23 protein-coding genes are annotated in these 21032 nt (G+C 72.3%); 16 read left to right on the top strand and 7 right to left on the bottom strand.

Annotated elements, in window-relative coordinates:
• Positions 1–3: 3 nt before the first annotated feature.
• Genes VQH23_RS08760 through VQH23_RS08750 form a run of 3 tightly spaced genes read left to right on the top strand, consistent with a single transcriptional unit; the run spans position 4 to position 1991 of the window.
• On the top strand, positions 4–981 hold the full coding sequence (locus VQH23_RS08760; protein WP_338665251.1) for a tripartite tricarboxylate transporter substrate binding protein: 978 nt from the start codon (positions 4–6) through the stop codon (positions 979–981).
• Positions 981–1805: an amidohydrolase family protein gene (locus VQH23_RS08755; protein WP_338665250.1), complete on the top strand. Its 825-nt coding sequence runs from the start codon at positions 981–983 to the stop codon at positions 1803–1805. The genes VQH23_RS08760 and VQH23_RS08755 overlap by 1 nt, the downstream gene beginning before the upstream one ends.
• Before the next feature lie 39 nt (positions 1806–1844).
• Positions 1845–1991 carry a 3-keto-5-aminohexanoate cleavage protein gene (locus VQH23_RS08750; RefSeq protein WP_338665249.1) on the top strand — a complete coding sequence of 49 codons (147 nt, stop codon included), beginning with the start codon at positions 1845–1847 and terminating at the stop codon, positions 1989–1991.
• Between the two features lie 66 nt (positions 1992–2057).
• Here the strand turns inward: VQH23_RS08750 and VQH23_RS08745 are convergent, their stop codons facing one another.
• Positions 2058–2957, bottom strand: coding sequence for a LysR family transcriptional regulator (locus tag VQH23_RS08745; protein WP_338665248.1), 900 nt, complete (start codon positions 2955–2957; stop codon positions 2058–2060).
• A 95-nt stretch (positions 2958–3052) separates the two neighbouring features.
• Here VQH23_RS08745 and VQH23_RS08740 point away from each other — a divergent pair, with 95 nt between their 5' ends.
• From VQH23_RS08740 to VQH23_RS08715, 6 genes are read left to right on the top strand one after another with little or no spacing between them, the layout of a single operon-like run.
• Positions 3053–4171 carry an amidohydrolase family protein gene (locus VQH23_RS08740; RefSeq protein WP_338665247.1) on the top strand — a complete coding sequence of 373 codons (1119 nt, stop codon included), beginning with the start codon at positions 3053–3055 and terminating at the stop codon, positions 4169–4171.
• A 9-nt stretch (positions 4172–4180) separates the two neighbouring features.
• Positions 4181–4564 carry a Rieske (2Fe-2S) protein gene (locus VQH23_RS08735; RefSeq protein ID WP_338665246.1) on the top strand — a complete coding sequence of 128 codons (384 nt, stop codon included), beginning with the start codon at positions 4181–4183 and terminating at the stop codon, positions 4562–4564.
• A gap of 13 nt (positions 4565–4577) precedes the next feature.
• Positions 4578–4892, top strand: a complete 315-nt coding sequence (locus VQH23_RS08730; protein ID WP_338665245.1) for a 2Fe-2S iron-sulfur cluster-binding protein — start codon at positions 4578–4580, stop codon at positions 4890–4892.
• A complete protein-coding gene (locus VQH23_RS08725; protein ID WP_338665244.1) occupies positions 4889–6082 on the top strand; it encodes an FAD-dependent oxidoreductase in 1194 nt (397 codons plus the stop codon). The genes VQH23_RS08730 and VQH23_RS08725 overlap by 4 nt, the downstream gene beginning before the upstream one ends.
• A 12-nt stretch (positions 6083–6094) precedes the next feature.
• Positions 6095–6964: an isocitrate lyase/PEP mutase family protein gene (locus tag VQH23_RS08720; protein ID WP_338665243.1), complete on the top strand. Its 870-nt coding sequence runs from the start codon at positions 6095–6097 to the stop codon at positions 6962–6964.
• 54 nt (positions 6965–7018) lie between these two features.
• On the top strand, positions 7019–8008 hold the full coding sequence (locus VQH23_RS08715; protein WP_338665242.1) for a tripartite tricarboxylate transporter substrate binding protein: 990 nt from the start codon (positions 7019–7021) through the stop codon (positions 8006–8008).
• A 77-nt stretch (positions 8009–8085) separates the two neighbouring features.
• Here VQH23_RS08715 and VQH23_RS08710 read toward each other — a convergent pair whose 3' ends face one another.
• Positions 8086–8256 (bottom strand): transposase, encoded by a 171-nt coding sequence (locus VQH23_RS08710; RefSeq protein WP_338665241.1) that lies wholly within the window; start codon positions 8254–8256, stop codon positions 8086–8088.
• A 273-nt stretch (positions 8257–8529) separates the two neighbouring features.
• Entirely contained in the window at positions 8530–9213 is a 684-nt protein-coding gene (locus VQH23_RS08705) for a GntR family transcriptional regulator (protein WP_338665240.1), read from the bottom strand.
• 95 nt (positions 9214–9308) lie between these two features.
• Between VQH23_RS08705 and VQH23_RS08700 the strand changes: the two genes are divergently transcribed.
• The 4 genes from VQH23_RS08700 to VQH23_RS08685 all read left to right on the top strand — a co-directional run bounded on the left by VQH23_RS08700 (position 9309) and on the right by VQH23_RS08685 (position 13387).
• Positions 9309–10403, top strand: coding sequence for an isocitrate/isopropylmalate family dehydrogenase (locus tag VQH23_RS08700; protein WP_338665239.1), 1095 nt, complete (start codon positions 9309–9311; stop codon positions 10401–10403).
• 83 nt (positions 10404–10486) lie between these two features.
• Positions 10487–11473, top strand: a complete 987-nt coding sequence (locus VQH23_RS08695; protein WP_338665238.1) for a tripartite tricarboxylate transporter substrate binding protein — start codon at positions 10487–10489, stop codon at positions 11471–11473.
• Positions 11474–11495: 22 nt separating this feature from the next.
• Positions 11496–12482: a tripartite tricarboxylate transporter substrate binding protein gene (locus VQH23_RS08690; RefSeq protein ID WP_338665237.1), complete on the top strand. Its 987-nt coding sequence runs from the start codon at positions 11496–11498 to the stop codon at positions 12480–12482.
• Entirely contained in the window at positions 12482–13387 is a 906-nt protein-coding gene (locus tag VQH23_RS08685; RefSeq protein WP_338665236.1) for an amidohydrolase family protein, read from the top strand. The genes VQH23_RS08690 and VQH23_RS08685 overlap by 1 nt, the downstream gene beginning before the upstream one ends.
• A gap of 409 nt (positions 13388–13796) precedes the next feature.
• Here VQH23_RS08685 and VQH23_RS08680 read toward each other — a convergent pair whose 3' ends face one another.
• The 4 genes from VQH23_RS08680 to VQH23_RS08665 all read right to left on the bottom strand — a co-directional run bounded on the left by VQH23_RS08680 (position 13797) and on the right by VQH23_RS08665 (position 17530).
• Positions 13797–14732 (bottom strand): hydroxymethylglutaryl-CoA lyase, encoded by a 936-nt coding sequence (locus VQH23_RS08680; protein WP_338665235.1) that lies wholly within the window; start codon positions 14730–14732, stop codon positions 13797–13799.
• Positions 14729–15724, bottom strand: coding sequence for a tripartite tricarboxylate transporter substrate binding protein (locus VQH23_RS08675; RefSeq protein WP_338665234.1), 996 nt, complete (start codon positions 15722–15724; stop codon positions 14729–14731). Before VQH23_RS08675 ends, VQH23_RS08680 begins: the two co-directional genes overlap by 4 nt.
• Before the next feature lie 117 nt (positions 15725–15841).
• Complete coding sequence (locus VQH23_RS08670; RefSeq protein WP_338665233.1) at positions 15842–16612, bottom strand: 3-oxoacyl-ACP reductase family protein; 771 nt, start codon at positions 16610–16612, stop codon at positions 15842–15844.
• A 93-nt stretch (positions 16613–16705) separates the two neighbouring features.
• Positions 16706–17530: an IclR family transcriptional regulator gene (locus tag VQH23_RS08665; RefSeq protein ID WP_338665232.1), complete on the bottom strand. Its 825-nt coding sequence runs from the start codon at positions 17528–17530 to the stop codon at positions 16706–16708.
• A gap of 174 nt (positions 17531–17704) precedes the next feature.
• Between VQH23_RS08665 and VQH23_RS08660 the strand changes: the two genes are divergently transcribed.
• From VQH23_RS08660 to VQH23_RS08650, 3 genes are read left to right on the top strand one after another with little or no spacing between them, the layout of a single operon-like run.
• The gene (locus tag VQH23_RS08660; protein ID WP_338665231.1) at positions 17705–19075 is read left to right on the top strand and encodes an MmgE/PrpD family protein; all 1371 of its coding nucleotides are present in this window, start codon (positions 17705–17707) and stop codon (positions 19073–19075) included.
• A complete protein-coding gene (locus VQH23_RS08655; RefSeq protein WP_338665230.1) occupies positions 19072–20229 on the top strand; it encodes a CoA transferase in 1158 nt (385 codons plus the stop codon). The genes VQH23_RS08660 and VQH23_RS08655 overlap by 4 nt, the downstream gene beginning before the upstream one ends.
• Positions 20226–21026 (top strand): enoyl-CoA hydratase-related protein, encoded by an 801-nt coding sequence (locus VQH23_RS08650; RefSeq protein ID WP_338665229.1) that lies wholly within the window; start codon positions 20226–20228, stop codon positions 21024–21026. Before VQH23_RS08655 ends, VQH23_RS08650 begins: the two co-directional genes overlap by 4 nt.
• The last annotated feature ends 6 nt before the right edge of the window (positions 21027–21032 follow it).

Here is a 21032-nt window from a genome sequence, read left to right as displayed (position 1 = left end):
CCGATGTCTCCGCCCCTCGCCCGCCGCGCCCTCCTCGGCGCGGCCCTGGCGGCCCCGGCCTTTTCCGGGGCCGCGGCGCAGTCCTTCCCCGACAGGCCGATCCGCCTCCTCGTGCCCTTCCCGCCAGGCGGGCCGGTGGACCTCGCCGCCCGCATCGTCGCCCAGGCGCTGTCGGAGGAGCTGAAGGTGTCGGTGGTCGTGGAGAACCGCTCCGGCGCCGGCGGGGTGGTGGGCACGGACGCCGTCGCGAAGGCCCAGCCGGACGGCTACACACTCGGCTTCAGCAGCACCGGCGCGGTGGCGGTGAGCGTCACCCTCATCCCGAACAACCCTTACGACTCCCGCAAGGACTTCGCACCCGTCTCCATCGTGGCCGGCGTGCCCACCCTGCTCTGCGTGAACCCGAAGCTCCCGGCACGCAGCGTGGCGGAGCTGGTCGCGCTGGCCAAGGCGCGGCCCGGGCGCCTGAACTTCGGCTCCTCTGGCCCAGGCGGCACGCCCCACCTCTCGGGGGAGCGCTTCAGGATCGCCACGGGCGCCAACATCGCCCACGTCCCTTATCGCGGTGCCGCGCCCGCCATCACGGCCCTCCTGGCGGGCGAAGTGGAGATCGCCTTCCTCGACCTGCCCGTGCTGCTGCCCCACGTGCAGGAAGGCCGGCTGCGCGCCCTCGCCGTGACCAGCCCCCAGCGCTCTCCCGCCCTGCCGGACGTACCGACCTTCGCGGAAGCGGGCGTTCAGGGCATGGAGATCGAGAACTGGTACGCCCTCCTTGCCCCCGCCGGCACGCCGCCCGAGCGCGTGGCCCGGCTGCACGCCGCCACCGCCGCCGCCATGGCCCGGCCCGCCACTGCAAACCAGTTCGCCTCCCAGGGCGCCCGCATCATCGTCAGCCGACCCGAGGAGGCCCTGTCCTTCATCCGGGAAGAGGTGGGCCGCTGGGGTGAGGTGGTGCGGACTGCCGGCGTGAAGGCGGACTGATGGCCCGCTACACGCCCCCGCCGAACGCCTGCGACGCGCACTGCCACATATTCGGCCCGGCGGCCCGCTTTCCGTTCGCGGAGGGCCGCACCTACACGCCGCTCGACCGCGGGAAGGAGGATCTGGCCGCCCTCTACGCCCGCCTCGGGCTCACCCGCTCCGTCATCGTGCAGGGCGCGGCGCACGGCACGGACAACAGTGCCATGCTGGACGCCATCGCTTCCAGCGGCGGGCGCTACCGCGGCATCGCGCTCATCGGGGACAGCTTCGACGACAACGCCCTCCAGGCCCTGCACGAGGGCGGCGTGCGCGGCGTGCGCTTCGGCTTCGTGCGCCACCTGCGCGCCCGCCCCGACCTCGGCTTCTTCCGCCGCACCGTGGACCGTATCGCCCCTCTCGGCTGGCACGCCCAGATCCACCTGGACGCCGCCGACCTGATTGAGCTGCGGGGCGAGTTGGACGCCCTCCGCATCCCCTTCGTCATCGATCACATGGGCCGAGTGGACGCCGCGGGCGGGGTGGATCAACCCGTCTTTCGCGCGCTGCTGGAACAGGCGCGGCGGGAGAATTGCTGGGTGAAGGTCTCGGGCAGCGATCGGGTCTCGGCGGTCGGAGCGCCTTTCCATGATGCCCTGCCCTTCGCCCGCGCCCTGATCGCGGCCGCGCCGGACCGCGTCGTCTGGGGCACTGATTTTCCGCACGTTAACCCACGTCATGCTGTGCAGGACGACACCACCCTCCTGGACCTGCTCCCTCTGATGGCCGACGAGGCCGGACTGCACCGACTGCTGGTGACCAATCCCGCCCGCCTCTACGGCTTCTGACGCGCTGCCGCGTCCCGAAGCCGAGAAGGAACTGTCAGGATGGATCCCGTCGCCGGCGCCGTTGCCATGACCGGGTCGGTCCCGCGCAGGAAGGACAACCCGGCTGTTCCCGCCACGCCGGAGGAGCAGGTGGAGTCCACGCACAAGGCCTACGGGGCCGGTGCTTTCCCCAGGCCAATGGGGTAACATCCCCCACGCCGATCCAGGCTGATCCGCCTTCCTAGGCCAGTCCCATCGTGTCGATTGCAGGCGTCAACCCGCACAGGTCTGGCGCAGCACCTCGGCGAAGGCTTGCCCGCTCGGCAGGAGCGCGCGCCCGCGGAGGGTGACGATGCCGACCTCCCTGCCCAGCACGGCATCCCGCAGCGGCAGCAGGGTGATGTCCGTCATGCGGACGGATGCGGCCATGAGACGGGTCACGAAGCCGATCCCCACCCCCTCCCGCACCATGGCCAGCGTGGTGAGGGCGCTGCGGGTCCGGAAGGCCGGGCGGAACTCAACCCCGATCGCCGCGAAGGCGTCCTGGAAGTTGGACCAGGCGGCGGATTGCGGGGGCATGGTGATCAGCGGCTCCGCCGCCAGCGCCGCCAGCGGCACGGCCTTGCGGCGCGCCAGCGGGTGCCGGGCCGGCACGGCGACGAGGTAGTGGTCCGTCAGCAGCGGCTCGAAGGCGAAGCGGTCGTCACCCCCTGCGAAGGGCGTCACGGCCATGTCTAGCTCGCCGCGGGAAAGGCGGTCGAGGTCGCGCCCGTAGAGGTCGTCGTGCAGCACCACCTCGATGCCCGGCCACTGCCGGCGGAAGCGGGCGATGGCTCTCGGCAGGAAGCTCGTCGTCACGGAGAGCGTGGCGCCGACGGTGACGCGGCCGCGACGGAGATGCGCCTCGTCGTCGAGCTCGTTCAGAAGCAGCCGCAGCTCCCCGAACATCAGCTCCACCCGGCCTCGCAGCCTCTCCCCGGCGGAGGTGAGCGTGACGCGACGCGTCGTGCGGTCGAAGAGGCGCAGGCCCAACCCGTCCTCCAGGTGCCGGATCCGGGCCGAGACGGCCGGTTGGGAGAGCCGCATCCTCTCCGCCGCGCCGCGAAAGCTGCCGGCCTCCGCGACCTGCAGGAAGGCATCCAGGTCGGCGGGCGATAGATTGATCCGTGACATGGATCAATCGATAGAATGATCCATCTTGTCGTTCAACGGTGCAGAATGGCTAGATGCCTCCAACAGGGCCGCGACCTCGCGGCAGGAGGAACGCCATGGACATGCCAGTGGCCGCGCACCCCGTGCCGGCGCGCAGCACGGACGGGGTCATCGACTGCGACGTGCACCCGCTTCTGCCGAACGGGATCCGCAGCCTCTATCCCTACATGACCGAGGCCTGGCGGGAGCGCTTCATCCGCAAGCGGGCCCACACGACCGAGAGCGGGCTGACCCTGCGCTACGCCCAGCCCAACGGCACGGTGGTGCGCGACGACGCGAAGCCCGAGGCGAGCATGCCCGGCGGCAGCGATCCCCATTTCCTGGTGAAGGACCTGCTGGACGCGAACGGCATCTCCGTGGCCGTCCTGAACAGCCTGCAATCCGCGCGCTTCTGCTCCGTCCACGCCTCGGTGGACGAGAGCATCGTCATCGCCTCCGCCTCCAACGACTACTACATCGAGAACTGGCTGACGGTGGACGAGCGCCTGACCTACGCGCCCGTCGTGCCCTCCCAGGACCCGGCGGCGGCGGCGGCGGAGATCCGGCGCATCGGGGCGCACAGGCAGGTGGTGGCCGTGGCCGTGCCGCCGCTGGCGATCCTGATGGGCAACCGCTACTGGTGGCCGATCTTCGAGGCGGCGCAGGAGATGGACCTGCCGCTGCTGCTGCACGTCAGCGGGTCCGAGGGCGTCTACAACGGCGCGCCCATGCCCGCGGGCGGCATGCCCGACACCTACATCGAGCGCTACGTCACGCTCGGTCAGGGGGCGGAGAGCAACCTCAACAGCCTGGTGATGAGCGGCACCTTCGAGCGCTTCCCGCGGCTCCGCATCCTCTTCGTGGAGTACGGCTTCGTCTGGCCCGTGCCGCTGATGCTGCGGATGGACCGGCTGTGGCGCGGCCTGCGGCACGAGGTGCCCTGGGTGAAGAAGTCCCCCACCGACTACGTGGCCGAGCACGTCTGGTTCACCACCCAGCCGATCGAGGAGCCGCGCGACCCGCGCGACCTGGAACGTCTGGTGCGAATGGTCGGCGTGGACAACCTCTGCTTCAGCACGGACTACCCGCACTGGGACAACGACATGCCCATGCAGGCCTTCCGCCTCCTGCCGCAGGAGGACCGGGACCGGATCATGCGGATCAACGCGCGCAACGTGCTGCGCCTGCCGCGATAGGAGGGAGCCGTGGAGACAGGTGTGCAGGCCCGGCAGAAGCCGCGCCACGCGGTGGGGACGCCGGCGGACTTCCCGGCGGGGAAGATGGTGATGGTGCGCGCGGGCGAGCAGGAGATCGGCGTGGTCCGTCTCCGCGACGGGGAGCTGCGGGCGATGCGGAACTGGTGCCCGCACAAGGGCGCCCCGATCTGCCGCGGCCTCATCGGCGGCACCTGGCCACCGAGCGAGCCCGGCAAGCTGGACTACGACGGCACGCAGGAGGTCCTGGTCTGCCCCTGGCACGGCTTCGAGTACGACCTGAAGAGCGGCCGCGAGATGTATGAGACGGGCACGACGCGGCTGCGCCTCTATCCCGTCACGGTCGAGGACGGCCAGGTCTACGTCACGGTCTGAAGCGGAGGCGAGCGTGCCGGAGATCATCTTCATCGGGGCCGACGGGACGCGCCGGCCGGTGGTGGCGCAGGACGGCGAGAGCGTGATGCGCGCGGCGCTGTCGAACGACGTGGACGGCATCGTGGCCGAGTGCGGCGGCGCCGCGGCCTGCGCCACCTGCCACGTCTTCGTGGACGACCCGCGCGTGCCGCCGGCGACGCCGATCGAGGACGAGATGCTGGAGGCCACGGCGGTGCCGCGCGAGCCCTGCAGCCGGCTGGGCTGTCAGGTCTTCGTCTCGCGGGAGCTGGACGGGCTCGAGGTGCGCCTGCCGGAGACGCAGCTATGAGCACGGGGGCTGTGAGCGCGGGCGTCGTCGTCCTCGGCGCCGGCCAGGCCGGGTTCCAGCTCGCCGTCTCGCTGCGCGAGGGCGGGTACGCTGACCCCATCACCCTGGTGGGCGAGGAAGCGGAGCCGCCCTATCAGCGCCCGCCGCTCTCCAAGGTCTTCCTCAAGGGCGGGGACGGGCCGGAGAGCCTGAGCTTCCGCCCGCCCTCCTTCTTCGAGAGGCACGGCATCGGCCTGCGCCTGAACACCCGCGCGCTGCGGATCGACCGCGAGGCGGCGCGGGTCCTGACGGAGCCGGGCGGCTGGCTGGGCTATGACCGCCTCGTCCTCGCCACCGGCGCGCGGAACCGGCCGCTGGCGCTGCCGGGCGCGGCGCTGGAGAGCGTCGTCTCCCTGCGCGGCGCGGAGGATGGGCTGGCCCTGCGCGCGGCGCTGGCCCGGTCGCGCCGCGTGGTCATCATCGGCGGCGGCTTCCTGGGGCTGGAGGTCGCCTCCTCCGCCCGTGCCATGGGGGCGGAGGTGACGGTGATCGAGGCGGGGGAGCGGCTGATGGGCCGCGCCGTCAGCCCCGCCGTGTCCCGCCACTTCCTGGAGTACCACCGCTCCCGCGGCGTGACCGTGGAACTCGGCCAGACCATCTCCGCCATCCTTGGGGAGGGGCGGGCCGAGGGCGTGACCACCACGGAGGGCCGCGACATCCCGGCCGATCTCGTCGTGATGGCGGTCGGCGTGGTTCCGAACACGGAGATCGCGGAGGCGGCGGGGCTGGCCGTGGACCGCGGCATCATCGTGGACCACGCGCTCCGCACCTCGGACCCGCGCATCCACGCGATCGGGGACTGCGCGCGCTTCCCCAGCGCCCATGGCGGCGGGCTGACGCGGCTGGAATCCGTGCAGAACGCGGTGGACCAGGCCCGCTGCGCCGCCGCCGACATCCTCGGCAAGCCGCAGCCCTACGAGGCCGTGCCCTGGTTCTGGTCGGACCAGGGGGAGCGGCTGCAGATCGCGGGGCTGACGGCGGACGCGGAGGAGACGGTGACGAGGGGCGGGCCCGAGGCCTTCTCGGTCTACTGCTTCCGCAACGGCGTGCTGATCGGGGCGGAGTCCGTGAACCGGCCGGCGGACCATGTGAAGGCGCGCCGCATGCTCGCCACCGCCGAGCGGCCGCAGCGCGCGGCCTTCGCGTCCTGAGGGAGGGGTGCCATGACGGCCGCGGGAAAGCTGAGAGGGATGCTGAGGACGGGCGGCATGGTCCGCGCGCCCGGCGTCTACGACGGGATCACGGCGAAGCTGGCCGAGCAGGCCGGCTTCCCCGCCCTCTACATGACGGGGGCCGGCACCTCCATGGCCCGAGGCTTCCCGGATTTCGGGTTGCTGACGCTGACGGAGATGGCGGGGAACGCGGGCATGATCGCGCGCGCCACGAACCTGCCCCTGATCGCCGATGCCGACACGGGCTACGGCAACGAGCTGAACGTCACGCGCACGGTGCAGGAGTACGAGCGCGGCGGCGTGGCCGGGCTGCATATCGAGGACCAGGTGGCGCCGAAGCGCTGCGGCCACCTGGACGGCAAGGAGCTGGTGCCCCGCGAGGAGTTCGTGGCCAAGATCCGCGCGGCCGTCGCCGCGCGGCGCGACCCGGACTTCGTAATCATCGCCCGCACGGATGCGCGCGGCGTGACCGGCCTGGACGATGCGGTGGCTCGCGCCAACGCGGCACTGGAGGCCGGGGCGGACGTGGCCTTCGTGGAGGCGGCGGCCACGATGGAGGAGGTGGAGGCCATCCCCCGCCGGGTGCGCGGCCCCTGCCTGCTGAACATCGTGGTGGCCGGCAAAACGCCCGATATCGGCCTCGGCGAGGCGGAGGCCATGGGCTACCGCATCGCCATCATGCCGAGCCTGCTGCTGAGCACGGTGATGAACGCCTGCGACGCAGTGCTGAAAACCGTGCGGGAGACGGACCGGCCGACGAGCAGCGCCGGGCAGGCGCCCGTCTCGGCCCGCTTCGCGCGCTTCGGCGCGGATGAATGGGGAGCGCTGCGCACACGGTTCCGGGCCGAGCCCGTGGCCTGACGTCAACGGGAAGGGCCCGGCACAGGGCCTACCGACGAGGAGGAGAAGGAAGGAATGGCAACATCACCAGGCCCGTTCGCGGGGCGCCGCGCCGTCATGGCAGGCGGCCTCGCGGCCCTTTTCGCGCCCTCTGTCCTCCGGGCGCAGGACGCTTGGCCGCGCCGGCCCATCCGCATCATCATCCCCTATACGCCGGGCGGCGGGACGGACATCGTCACGCGGCTCTTCGGCGAGGCGATCCGGGCGACGCTGGGCCAGCCCGTGGTGATCGAGAACCGGCCGGGCGCGAACGGCGTGATCGGGACGGACCTCGTCGCCCGCGCCCAGCCGGACGGCTACACGCTGGTGTCCGTGACGGCGGGGCATGTGGGGAACAAGTACACCATCCCCAACATCCCGCACGACGCGGTGAAGGACTTCACGGCGGTCTCGCTGATCGCGAACTATCCTCTGGTGGTCACCGCGGGCATGCTGGCGCCCTTCACGGATTTCCGGGGCATGGTGGAGTACGCCCGGACCCACCCGCGGGAGGTGAGCTACGGCACCACGACCTCCACCAGCAGCTACGCGGCGGCGGAGCTCGCCCGGCTCGCCGGCGTGCAGATGACGGAGGTGCCCTACAAGGGCTCCGCCCCGATGATGACGGACATGATGTCCGGCGCGCTCCAGGCCGGCTGGTCCAGCCCGGAGAGCGCCTTCGCGCAGATCCAGAGCGGCAAGACCCGCGTCATCGCCCAGACCGGCGCCCGGCGCGCCGAGGCTCTCTCCGCCGTGCCGACGGTGGCGGAAATGGGGTTCCCGGGCTTCGAGATGCTGGGCTGGGTCGGCCTCTACGGCCCGGCCGGGATGCCGGCGGCGATCTGCGACCGAATCCATGCCGCCCTGTCCGAGGCGGTCTCCAGGCCGGCGCTGCACCAGCGCCTGGTGGAGATGGGAAATTTCGGCGTGATCGAGGGGCCCGCCGAGTTCGCGCGCCGCACGGCGGAGGACGACGCGCGCCTTGGCCGCGCCGCGCGCGATGGCCTTCTGATCAGGGCCGGCTGAGAGGGCCGAGGTGAACGCCGTGAGGTCTTGGGCCGAACGGCGGCTCCCCTCGTCCGTGCCCATCACCGTCGCTTGGTTCAGGGCCACTGATCAGCGGCTTCAGCCTGCCGGATCAGGCTGCCTGCCATGCCCTGGGCGCCCCGTATTGGCCGCTGGTACAGCACCTCCAGCGTCAGCACAGCCTGGATCGCCACATCGCTGAACCTCGGCGGCGTGCCACGCAGGTCGGGCGAGATCCACACCGTCACGGCCCCGGAGCAGATCAACCTCCGGTCGTACTCCCGCCAGTTCCGGATCCGGTAGCGGGTCTGGGGCCGCCAACCCCGTGCCAGGCCTTGCTCATGCAGGCCCACCTGCAGGGTTCATGCAGCAACGCAATCAAGGGCACAGTCCAGCCCGTGATGCGCCAGATGCCCCCCCGTGCTGGTGCCTCGCCCTGAGCGGTACGGCCGCTCTCCGGTGACAGCCCCCAAGAAGCTGGGCTCGACAACCTTTGGCCGCGCGTGACGCCGCTCCGGCGCCTACCCGCCGGAGGGTGCCGGCTCCTGGTCCAGCTGCTTGAGCAGCCAGGCGATCCGATGCTGCTGGGCTGAGCGAAGATGCCCTTGCATCGCCGCCTCCGCCGCCGCGCCGTCCCGTCGCTCCAAGGTCTCCAGCAGCGCCCGGTGCTCCTCATGGGATTGCTGGGCGCGGCCAGGGTCGCCCAGCATGGTCGGCAGCAAGGCCATGGTGTCGGTGAGCTGGGCCAAGGCACGCAGCAGGTAGCGGTTGTGCGCGGCACGATGCAGCAGCCCGTGCAGGCGCAGGTTGATGGCGGAGAGCTCGCCGGGCCGGTCCAGCGCCGCGGCCTCCTCCGCTACCAGCCGTGCGAGAGCCTCCATCTCCGCCTCGCTCGCGTGCTGCGCCGCGAAGCGGGCGGCCGTGCCTTCCAGGACCTCGCGCAGGGCGTAGAGCTCGATCACCTGCTGGTGGTCGGGGCGGCTCACGACGATGCCCCGGCGCGGCTCGTGGCTCACCAGCCCCTCTGTCTCCAACCGGGTCAGGGCCTGCCGCACCGGCGTCCGGGAGATGCCGAGCCGCGCGACAAGGTCCGCCTCGGTCAGCCGCAGGCCAGGCGGCAGGCTGCCGTCGCGGATGGCGGCTTTCACGCGCTCATAGGCGTCGCGCCCGAGGTCGGGCGTGGCGGAACGGGGTGGCAGGGTCATGGCCGCTGGATAGCGGGGCCGCCGCTGGATCGCCAGAAGGCTGGACAGGACTGTGTGCAAAGGGATACGAGCGTATCCGAAAACGGGAGACGCTGATGTCCGCCAGCAACGCCATGCGATTGATCGTCCTGCCCGGGGATGGGATCGGCCCCGAGATCACCGGCGCGACGGTCGCGGTGCTGGAGGCGGTTTCCGATCGGTTCGGGCTGGGTCTGCAACTGGAGGACGACATCGCCGGGCATGAGAGCCTGCGCCGCCACGGCATCACCGTGCGGCCGGAACTGCTGGAGAGGGTGCAGGAGGCGGACGGGCTGATCCTCGGCCCCATGTCCACCTTCGACTACACGGACGAGACGAAGGGCGGGATCAACCCGTCCATGTACTTCCGCAAGAACCTCGACCTCTTCGCCAACGTCCGCCCCGCGCGCACCTATCCCGGCGTGCGGCACCACGCGGCCGAGGAGTTCGACCTGGTCGTGGTCCGCGAGAACACGGAAGGCTTCTACGCGGACCGGAACATGGCCTCGGGCGGCAGCGAGATCCTCGTCACCCCCGACGTCTGCGTCTCCATGCGCCGCATCACCCGCGCGTGCTGCGAGCGCGTGGCGCGGAGCGCCTTCCGCCTGGCGACGACGCGGAAGAAGCACGTCTCCATCGTTCACAAGGCCAACGTGCTGAAGATCGGCGACGGCATCTTCATCGAGGAGTGCCGCAAGGTGGCCGCCGAGTTCCCCGAGGTGACGGTGGACGACTACATCATCGACGCCATGTGCGCCCATGTCGTCCGCGCCCCCGGCAAGTTCGACGTGATCGTCACCACCAACATGTTCGGCGACATCCTCTCCGATCTCACGGCGGAGCTCTCGGGCAGCCTCGGCCTCGGCGGCTCGGTCAACGCGGGCGTCCGCTACGCCATGGCGCAGGCGGCGCACGGCTCGGCGCCCGACATCGCGGGGCAGGACAGGGCGAACCCCTTCTCCCTTATCCTCTCCGTCGCTCAGCTCCTGGACTGGCACGCGGACCGTCTCGGCAGCACGGCCTACGCGCAGGCCAGCCGCGCGATCGAGGCCGCCGTGGAGAGCGCCGTGGCCGCGGGCGAGGCAACGGCCGACGTGGGCGGCCGCCTCGGCACGAAGGCGACGGGCGAGGCGATCGTGAAGCGGGTGCGCGAGGCCGCCGTGCCGGCCTGATCGCCCGCCCGCCGGCGGAACGGGGGGCCTATCGCGGACAGAGCCGCCGAACGGCCGACGCGGAAACAACTGGGGAAACGGGAATGCAACGTCGTCACATCCTCCGGGCCGGGCTGGCGCTGCCCGCCCTGATCACGGCCGGTCGGGCGGGCGGCCAGAACCTGCCGGATGGCTGGCCCAGCCGGCCCATCCGCCTCATCGTCCCCTATGCCCCCGGGGGAGGGACGGACGTGCTGGCCCGCGCGGTGGCCGACAAGGCGGGGCAGCGCCTGGGCGCCACCATCGTGGTGGACAACCGGCCGGGCGGCGCGGGCAACCTTGCCACCGCCATGGCGGCGGAGGCCGCGCCGGACGGCTACACGCTGCTGGTCGGCAACATCGGCCCCATCGCGGTGAACCCCAGCCTGTTCCGGAACCTGCGCCCCGACCCCGCGACGGCGCTCGCGCCCGTCACCCTGCTGGCCGCCGCGCCGATGCTGATCCTGGTGAATCCGCGCCTGCCGGTGAACGACCTGCGCGGCCTCGTCGCCCTGGCGAAGGAGAAGCCGGGGGAGATCAACTACGGCTCGGCCGGGAACGGATCGGCCAACCACCTCGCCGGCGCCTATTTCGCGCTGAAGGCGGGGATCGACGTCCAGCACGTTCCCTATCGCGGCGCGGGGCCGGCGCTGAACGACCTCGTCGCCGGCACGCTGCAGATGATGCCCGCCACCCTTCCCTCCTCCATCGGCATGGTGAAGGATGGGCTGGTGCGTGCGCTGGCCGTCACCACCGCCGCGCGCGTGCCCGCCCTGCCGGACCTGCCCACCCTGGCGGAGGCCGGGGTGCCCGGCTACGAGATGAGCGCCTGGTACGGGATCATGGCCCCCGCCGGCACGCCCCGCCCGATCGTGGACCGGCTGCAACGGGAGATCGCCGCCGCGATCCACCTGCCGGAGGTGCGCGCGCGCATCGTGGCGGAGGGGGCCGAGCCCTCCGGCAACACGCCCGACGAGTTCCGGGACTTCGCCGCCGCCGAGCGCAGGAAATGGGCCGAGGTGGTGCGCGACGCCAGGATCACCGTGGACTGACGGGAACGGGAGAGGACACGCCATGCCCCAGTGGATCGCGCGCGCCGCCGCGGGCTGCGCCGCCCTCGCGGCCCTCGCCGCCGCCCCGGACGGCGCGCAGGACGCCGCGGCCTTCCCGAACCGGCCCGTCCGCATGATCGTGCCCTTCGCCGCGGCCGGCACCGCCGACATCGTCACCCGGCTGGTCGCGGGCTGCATGTCGCCCTTCCTGGGCCAGCCGGTGGTGGTGGAGAACCGCGGCGGCGCCGGCGGCACGATCGGCACGGACGCCGTCGCGAAGGCGGCGCCGGACGGGTACACGGTGGCGCTGCACACGGTGTCCTCGGCGGTGCTCAACAGCTTCCTCTACGCCCGGCTGCCCTACGACGTGCGGCGCGACTTCGTGGCGGTGAGCCAGGTGGCGCAGAGCCCCAATGTGCTGGCGATCCGCGCCGACATCCCGGCGCGCAACGTCCAGGAGTTCATCGCGCTGATGAGGGCGAGGCCGGGCGGCTACAGCTACGGCACCTCCGGCCCCGGCACGATCCTCCACCTCTCGGCGGCGCTCTTCACCCGCATGGCCGGGGTAGAGGCGACGCACGTGCCCTACCGGGGCGAGGGACCGGCGATCAACGACATGATGGCGGGGCAGGTGGACTTCATGGTCAACGTCGTCCCGGCCCTGCTGCCCTATGTGCGGGACGGCCGCTTCCGCGCCCTCGGCGTCACGACGCGGGAGCGCGCGGCGGTCCTGCCGGGGGTGCCGACCGTCGCGGAATCCGGCCTGCCGGAGTACGAGACCTACATCTGGCACGGCATCTTCGCCCCGGCCGGCACGCCTGCCCCTGTGGTGGAGCGCCTGGCGGACGCGGCGGTGAGGGCCGTGAACGATCCCGCCTGCCGGCAGCGGATGACGGAGCTGGGCCTGACACCCGTCGGATCCCGCCCCGCGGAGTTCGCCGCCTTCTGGGACCGGCAGCTCGCCTACTGGGGCCCGGTGGTGAAGGCCTCGGGCGCGACGCTCGACTGATGGCCTTCGCCCTCCCCCCGGGCGGCACGGACTGCCACGTCCACGCCTTCGGCGATCCGGCCGCCTTTCCCTTCGTGGCAGGGCGCCACTACACGCCCGACCTCGCCGATGCGGACGATCTGCGGGCCTTCCTGGACGGCCACGGCCTGGACCGCGTCGTCGTCGTCCAGCCCAGCACCTACGGCACGGACAACCGCTGCACGATGGATGCCGTCGCGCGGCTCGGTGGCCGCGCGCGGGCGGTGGTGGTGGTCGATGCAGGCATCGACGACGCGGAGCTCGCCGCCCTGCACGCCGCCGATGCCCGCGGCGTGAGGCTGAATCTCCAGACCGGCGGCCAGGAAGACCTGCGCGCGACGGAAGCGCTGGTGGAGGCGTTCGCCGGCCGGCTGCGCGGGAGCGGCTGGCACCTCCAGGTCTACGCCGCCCACGGGGTGCTGGCGGCGGTGGGGCCGGTGCTGGCCCGGGCCGGGCTGCCTGTTGTGGTGGACCATTTCGGCCTCGTCGGGCGGCGCGATACCCCCTTTGCCGAGGCCACCCAGGCGGTGGAGCGCCTGGTGGCGGGGCTCGGGCTGTACGTCAAGCTCTCCGCCCCGCAGCGCGCCGTGGCGGATCCGGAGGCGGCGCCGGAGCTGGCGGGCCTCGTCCGCCGCCTCGTGCGCGCAGCGCCGGAGCGACTGCTCTGGGGCAGTGACTGGCCGCACTCGCCGAGCAGCCGCATGCCAGGGTCGGAGAGAACCGTGCAGCCCTTCGACCGGATCGACGATGCTCTTGCCCTGGAACGGATCGCCGAGTGGGTCGGGGATGGACCGGCGATGAGAGGGATCCTGGTGGACAACCCGGCAGCGCTGTACGGCTTTGGTCTGACCTCCCCGGTGAGCGGCTTCGGGCAGCCACGCCATTGACCCTTGCGGAACTTCAGGATCAGGCGAGGCCGCCCACGCCGAGGGGCAACGCAGAGCGCCAGACCTTCCGCCGCCGGGGGTGATTCGGCCGCAGCCGGTCCTGGCTGCGCCGCGGTTCAGAACCGAAGCGTGACATTCTTCTCGGACCACACGAGGTGGGCAGGGCGCCCACAGACCGGTGAGCAACCCCGCCCTGATCCTGATCCAGCCCGGCGGCGACCTCTCGTTCCCCGCTGGGTCGACCGTTCGGACTTGGCGCAGGACTTCCATCGGCCAAAGTCCGGGCAAGCCGGTTGAACATAACCGGCTACCTTGGCTCGCTCAGAAACGGCCAGCGTCCGCCTGCGCGATGCTGAGCGGAGGACACGGATGAGCGAGATCGGCGCCGAACGGTCTCTGGCAAGCGCCTCTATCCCAGCTTGCTTTCCCTCTCCGCTGCCTCGTGCCGCTCCGACGCCTTACCGGCCTTGAGCACCATGCCGGGCAGCGTCCGCCCGACGAGGTTCTGCGCCAGCCGGGCCGCGTCCAGCAACCGGTCGAGGTTGATCCTCGTCTCGAAGTTCATGGCCCCGAGCATATGGACGAAGTCCTCCGTGCAGACGTTGCCTACGGCGAGCGGCGCGAAGGGGCAGCCGCCAAGGCCGCCGATGGAGGACTCGAAATCCCGGATCCCGACGTCCAGCCCTGCCAGGGCGTTCGCCAGGCCGAGCCCGCGCGTGTTGTGCAGGTGCAGCCCGATCCGGGCCTCGGGCCAGCGGCGGCGCAGCCGCTCCACGGTCCGGCGGATGGCGCCGGGATCGGCCATGCCGGTCGTGTCCGCCAGGTAGGTGACGGGCGATCCCAGCTCCTGCATCTGCGCGAAGAGGCGATCGACGCGGTTCGGGTCCACGGCGCCCTCGTAAGGGCAGCCGAACGCGGTCGCGACAACGCCCACGATGCGCGATCCGGTGCCGGCGGCGACGCGCGCGATGCCGCCGATGGACTGCATGCCCTGCTCCGTTGTCATCCGCACGTTCAGGGCATTGAAGCGGTCGCTCGCGGCCACGCCGCACTTCAGGTCCACTCCTGCCGCCACCGCCCGCTCGGCGCCGCGTTCATTCGGCACGAAGGCGGCGTAGCGAAGGCCGGGACGGCGTGGCAGGGCGGCCATCACCGCCTCCGCATCGGCGAATTGCGGGATGACCTTCGGGTGGACGAAGCCCGTCGCCTCGATGCAGGTCAGCCCGGCATCGGCCAGCGCGCCGGCCAGCGCCACCTTCGCCCCGGTCGGCAGGATCGCCGCCTCGATCTGAAGGCCGTCCCGCAGCGAGACCTCGCTGATCGTCACCCTTTCCGGCGCCGTCATTCCGGCTGGATACCCGCCGTTTCCATAATGGCGCGGAAGCGGTCCATGTCCGCGCGGAAGCGGTCCCGGAAGGCATCGGGCGTGCCGCCCATGGGCTGCACGCCCAACTCCATCAGCCGCATGCGGACGGCCTCGTTCGCCAGGGCCTCGTTGATGACGGCGTTCAGGCGCGCGACGACCGGCTCCGGCATCCGCGCGGGCCCGAGGACGCCGATCAGGACGGAGGGCGCGCTGTAGCCCTCCAGCGTCTCCCCGATCGTCGGCACCCCCGGGGCGACCGCCGCCCGCTCCGCGTCCATCAGGCCGAGGATCTTCACCTGCTTGCTCCGCGCCGCCTCCAGCGCGGTGGAGAGGGTGCCGAAGGCGAGCGGGACGTGGCCGCCGATCAGCGCCGTCATCGCTTCCCCGCCGCCGCGGAAGGGAACGTGGACGAAGGGAAGGCCGGTGCGCTGGCGCAGCAGCGCGACGCCGAGGTGATGATGGGAGCCGACGCCCGAGCTGCCGACCTGCAGGTTGTCCGGGCTGCGCCTCGCGTGGTCCAGCAGCTCCGCCACGGTGGAAGCGGGCACGGAGGGGTGCGCCATGAAGGCGGTGGGCGCGCTGGCCGCGAGCACGACGTAGCTGAAGTCGCGGAACGGGTCGTAGGAGACGTTGCGGTTGAACAGCGAGATGAGGCCGTGCGTCGCGTTCAGCACGATCTCCAGCGTGTAGCCGTCCGGCCTCTGCCGGGCCACGTACTCGGAGCCGAGCATGCCGCCCGCGCCGGCGCGGTTCTCCACCACCACCGGCACGCCCAGCGCCTCCGACATGCGCTGCGCGAGCGGGCGGCCGACGAGGTCGGTGGAGGCGCCGGGCGGGAAAGGGATGACGAGGGTGATCGGCTTGGCCGGGTAGCGTTCCTGGGCCTGGGCGGCGCCCGCTGCCAGGGCCGGACCGGCAGCGAGCGCCGCCCCGGCCATCATCAGCGAACGGCGCGACGTGCTGAACGGCATACCCGACTCCTGGCCCGCTTCCGGCGCGCTCTCTGGCGCGTCCCAATGGGAAGCCTAGGGGGTGAAATTAGGATGTCAAACCGCTTGTTGACCCATCAACAGCTGTCCCCGTCGCCATCAGATCATCAGGTAGCCGCCATTGACGTGGATCACCTGGCCGGAGACGTAGCCGCCCGCGTCGCTGGCAAGGAACAGGCAGGCCCCGGCCACCTCGTCCACCCCGCCATACCGCCCGAGCGGCACGCCCGCCCGCACCTGCTCCCGCTCCTGGTGGACGTACTGGGTCCAGTCCCGCTCCGTGTCGATCGGGCCGGGCGCCACGGTGTTGGCGGTGATCCCCTGCGGCCCGAACTCCCGCGCGATGGCCTTGGCCAGCCCGTGCATGCCGGCCTTGGCGGTCACGTTGTGGGCGCGGTGGGTGACGTTGCCGAAGAACCCGTCCATCCCGGAGACGTGGATCAGCCGCCCCCGGCCGCGCGCGACCATGTGCGGCAGCGCCGCGCGGGCGAGGTAGAAGGTGGAGGAGAGGTTGGTGCGGATCACCCGGTCCCAGTCCTCCAGGCTGATCTCGAGGAAGGGCTGGTAGGGCCGGACCGAGACGTTGGCGACGGTGATGTCCAGCCCGCCGAACCGCTCCACCGTCTCCGCCACCATCGCCGAGACGGCGGCGGGATCGGAGACGTCGGCGAGGACCGCGATCGCCTCCCCGCCGCGCTCCCGGATGCCGGCCGCCACGGCCTCGATCGCGTCGCGGTCCTTGTGGCCGTTCACCACCACCCGGGCGCCGGCGGCCGCGTAGGCCTCCGCCACCGCGCGGCCGATGTTGCGGCCCGAGCCGGTGACGAGGGCGACGCGCCCTTCCAGGCTGAAATCGGCATTCGTCAGCATTATTCCTCCCGCGCCGACCCATCCTGTGGGCCGATCGGCTGGAAGTTGACCTATCAACATAGATGTTTGTCAAACAACGCTGAATGGGATGGGTCAGCCGCCCTGGAAGCCGAGTTGCCGGGAGACGGAGGATGCCGCGTCCAGCACAGCGGCGCGCAGCGCCTCCTCGCCGCCGAAGCGCTCCAGCAGGGCCGCCGGGCCGACCACGTTGACCCCGCCCACCGCCTTGCCCGTGCCGTCCCGCACCACGCAGGCGAAGGTCATCAGCCCGGGATCGAGGATCGATCCGCGGAAGACGTAGCCGCGGGCCCGGTCCTCCGCCGCCTGCTCCGCCAGCGCCTCGAAGGAGGAGGGGGGCGGCACGTCGCGGCTCTCCCGCCGCAGCACCGCGTAGATGCGGCGGAGCTCCGCCTCGTCCAGGGTGGCCAGCAGCGCCCGGCCGCTGGCGGTGATGTGGCAGGGCAGCCGCGTGCCGATCTGCAGGTTGCTCACCAGCGCGACGGGCGGCGCCACGCGGGCGAGGTAGACCACCTGCCAGCCGTCCAGCACGACGAGGTGCGTGGCGGCGGAGGTGAGGCTGCTGAGCTGCTGCAGGGCCGGGGCGGCGAGGCCTGTCAGGGGCTGGGAGTTGAGGTAGTCGAAGCCCAGCGTCAGCACGTGCGCGGTCAGCCGGTAGCGTCGCGTCGCCGCGTCCCGAAGGATGAATCCGTCCTTCTCCAGCGTGTAGGCGAGGCGGTAGGCGGCGGAGCGGGTGATGCCGAGCCCGGCGGCGAGCTCCTGCAGCGTCTGCGCCGGGCGCTGGCGGCTGAAGAGCTGTAATAGCGCGAGCCCGCGCGAGAGGCCGGGCACGATGTAGCGCGGATCGGCCTCCTCGCCACCCTCCGCGCCCTCGGGGCGCGCGAAGCCGTCATCCGCCATTCAGACGCCTCTCCCTGCTCGCCGGGCCGGAGCCCGCCGGTTCCGCAGGATACCGCCGCCCCGGCTATTGCTCCAGCACAGGTCAGGATTCTCAACACGTTTGTTGACAGGCCAACATTTCTGGTTCTCTCTGGCCGCTACGGGGCTGGCAAGAGCCCCCTTGGGGAGGCGCGCTTGGGCCTGACGCGGGAGATCGGCCGCTTCGTGGTTGGCATGTCGGGAGAGGGGCTGCCCGAGGCGGCGCGCCCGGTGATCCGCACGGGCTTCACGGACCTCCTGGGCGTCATGCTCGCCGGCTGGGACGAGCCGGCCTGCCGGGTCGTGCGGCGGGCGGTGACCGGCGACGCCGGCCATGGGTGGACGGGGCTGCTGCGCGGCACGGTCCCGGCGCCGGAGGCCGGGCTGCTCCTCGGCACCGCCGCCCACGTGCTGGATTTCGACGACACCGGGCTGAGCGGCCATCCCAGCGCCGTGCTGGTCCCCGCGGTGCTGGCGGAGGCCGCGGCGACAGGCGCGGACGGCGCGGCGATGGCGGCGGCCTACGCGGCGGGCTACGAGACCTGGGCCGAGCTGATCGGGCGCGAGAGCGACCCCCACCATGAGAAGGGCTGGCACCCCAGCGCCGTCTTCGGGACCCTCGCCGCCGCTGCCGCCGCCGCGGTGCTGCGCCGGCTGGACGAGGACGCGGCGACCCACGCCATCGGCATCGCCGCATCCCTCGCCGGCGGGGTGGTCTCCAACTTCGGTTCCATGACGAAATCCTTCCAGCTCGGCCACGCCGTGCGGTCCGGCCTGGAGGCGGTGCGGATGGCGGAAGCGGGGCTGACCGCCTCCCCCGACGCGCTGGAGCACGGGCTGGGCCTGCTGCGCGCCCTCTCGCCGCGCGGCCGGGTGGATACCGCCTCCCCCGCCGCATTCGGCGCGCGCTGGCACCTGCTGGAGCGCGGGCTGAACGTGAAGCTCTACCCCGTATGCTACGCGGCGCACCGGGTGCTGGACGCGGTGGGCGGGCTGTGCCGCACGCACGACGTGGATCCCGCCGCGATCGAGGCGGTGGAGCTGGAGATCGGCGTGGGCCAGGCACGGATGCTGCGCCAGCACGCGCCGCGCACGGTGCTGGAGGCGAAGTTCAGCGCCGAGTTCGCCGCCGCCAGCATGGCCGTCGCGCGGCGCTGCGGCCCGGCGGAGCTGAGCGAGGCCTTCCTGGCCCGCCCGGAGCTGCGCGCGCTCTTCCCGCGCGTGTCGGTGCGCACGGTCGAGGGATCCAACCCGGACGAGCCCAGCCTGGCACCGAGCGACCGCGCGCGGATCGTAATGGCCGATGGCCGGGTGCTGGATTCCGGTCCGGTGGCCTTCCCGCGCGGGCATTTCTGCGCGCCGGCGGGGCCGGAGGAGCTGAGGGAGAAGTTCATGGGATGCGCGGGGCCCGTGCTGGGCGAGGCGGAGGCCGCACAGCTCTTCGAGCGGGCGCAGGGGATCGACAGCCTGCCCGGCGTGGCGGCGCTTTTCCCGGCCGACGCCCCCGCGCTGCGGGGTGCGGCATGAGCGCGGCGGCGCCGCTGGCGGGACTGGTGGCGGTGGAGCTGGGCACGAGCATCGCCGGCCCCTCCGCCGCGATGGTCCTGGCGGAGCTGGGGGCGGAGGTGATCAAGGTGGAGCCCCCGGTGGGCGGCGACGACGCCCGCAACTGGGGCCCGCCCTTCGCGAACGGCGCCTCCACCGTGTTCAACGCCTTCAACCGCAACAAGCGGTCCGCCGCGATCGACCTGAAGGACCCCGCGCAGGTGGCGGCGCTGCGCCGCTTCATCGCGGCGGAGGCGGACATCGTGGTGCAGAACCTGCGGCCCGGGCTGGTGGAGAGGCTCGGCCTGGACGCGGCGACGCTGCGCGGGGACAAGCCCTCCCTCATCTACTGCCACCTCGGCGCCTTCGGCCCGGCGGGCCCGCTGAAGGACCGGCCGGGCTACGACCCGCTGATGCAGGCCTATGGCGGCATCATGGGCATCACGGGGGAGGAGGGGCGGCCGCCCGTGCGCGTCGGGCCCTCCCTGGTGGACCAGGGCTCGGGCCTGTGGGGCATGATCGGCGTGCTGGCCGCGCTGCGCCGGCGCGACGCCACGGGAGAGGGGTGCGAGGTCGGCACCTCCCTCTACGAGACGGCGCTGGCCTGGGTCTCGGCGCAGGTCTCCACCTACGGCGTCTCCGGCCGCGCGCCGCGCAAGCTGGGCACGGAGAACGCGGGCATCGCCCCCTACCGCGCCTTCGAGGCGCGCGACGGCTGGCTGGTGATCGCGGCGGGGAACGACAACCTGTTCCGCCGCTGCGCCGCCGCGCTGGGGCACCCGGAATGGGCCGATGATCCGCGCTTCCGCACCAACCCCGACCGCGTGCGCGCGCGGGAGGAGCTGAACGCGCTGGTGGAGGCCGTGGTGGCCACGCGGAGCCGCGCGGAGTGGCTGGAGGCGCTGATGGGGGCGGGCGTGCCCTGCGCCCCGGTGCTCGGCCTGCACGAGGTCTGCGCGGAGCCGCAGTTCGAGGCGGTGGGGATGATGCAGCACGCGCCGGACAGCGACCTGTCCCTGCTCGGCCTGCCCCTGCGCTTCGACGGGGAGCGCCCGGCGCTGCGATCTTCCCCGCCCGCGCTCGGTGAGGCGACGGCGCGCGTGCTGGGCACGGCCCCCGCGAGGGCGGCGGAATGAGCATGAAGCGGGAGTGGCGCCGCCTGGCGGTGGAGGAGGTCGAGCCCGGCCTCCTCGTCGTGCGCTTCAACCGGCCGGAGGTGCGGAACGCGATCGACACGGCGACGATGGAGGACCTGCGGGAGCTGTTCGGCCCGCTCGCCTTCACCCCCGGCGACCTGCGCTGCATCGTGCTGACGGGCACAGGCGACAAGGCGTTCTGTGCCGGCGGCGACCTGAAGGAACGCCAGGGCATGACCGACGACGAGTGGCGGCTGCAGCACGCCATCGCGGAGGAGAGCGCCTACGCCGTCCTCAACTCCGCCGTGCCGGTGATCGCGGCCGTGAACGGCGCCGCCTTCGGGGGTGGCTGCGAGCTCGCGCTCTGCTGCGACTTCATCTACGCGGCCAGCACCGCCAGCTTCGCCCTGCCGGAGGTGACGCGGGGCATCATGCCGGGCGCGGGCGGCACGCAGAACCTGCCGCGCGCGGTGGGGGAGCGGCGCGCGAAGGAGCTGCTGATCACCGGCCGCGCCTTCGGCGCCGCGGAGGCGGAGCGCTGGGGCATGGTCAACGCGGTCCTCGAACCGGATGAGCTGATGCCGCGAGTGATGGAGGTCGCGCGCACCATCTGCGCCAACGCCCCCGTCTCCGTCCGCCAGATCCGCAAGGCCGTGCACCAGGGGCTGCAGACCGACCTCACGACGGGCCTGCTACTCGAGGTGCAGGCCTATGAGCGCACCATCCCGACCGAAGACCGGCGCGAGGGCGTGCGCGCCTTCAATGAACGCCGGCGGCCCGTCTTCCAGGGCCGCTGAAGAGGA

Source organism: Pararoseomonas sp. SCSIO 73927 (assembly GCF_037040815.1).
Taxonomy (GTDB): domain Bacteria; phylum Pseudomonadota; class Alphaproteobacteria; order Acetobacterales; family Acetobacteraceae; genus Roseomonas.
This window is presented reverse-complemented; position numbering and strand designations above follow the sequence as displayed.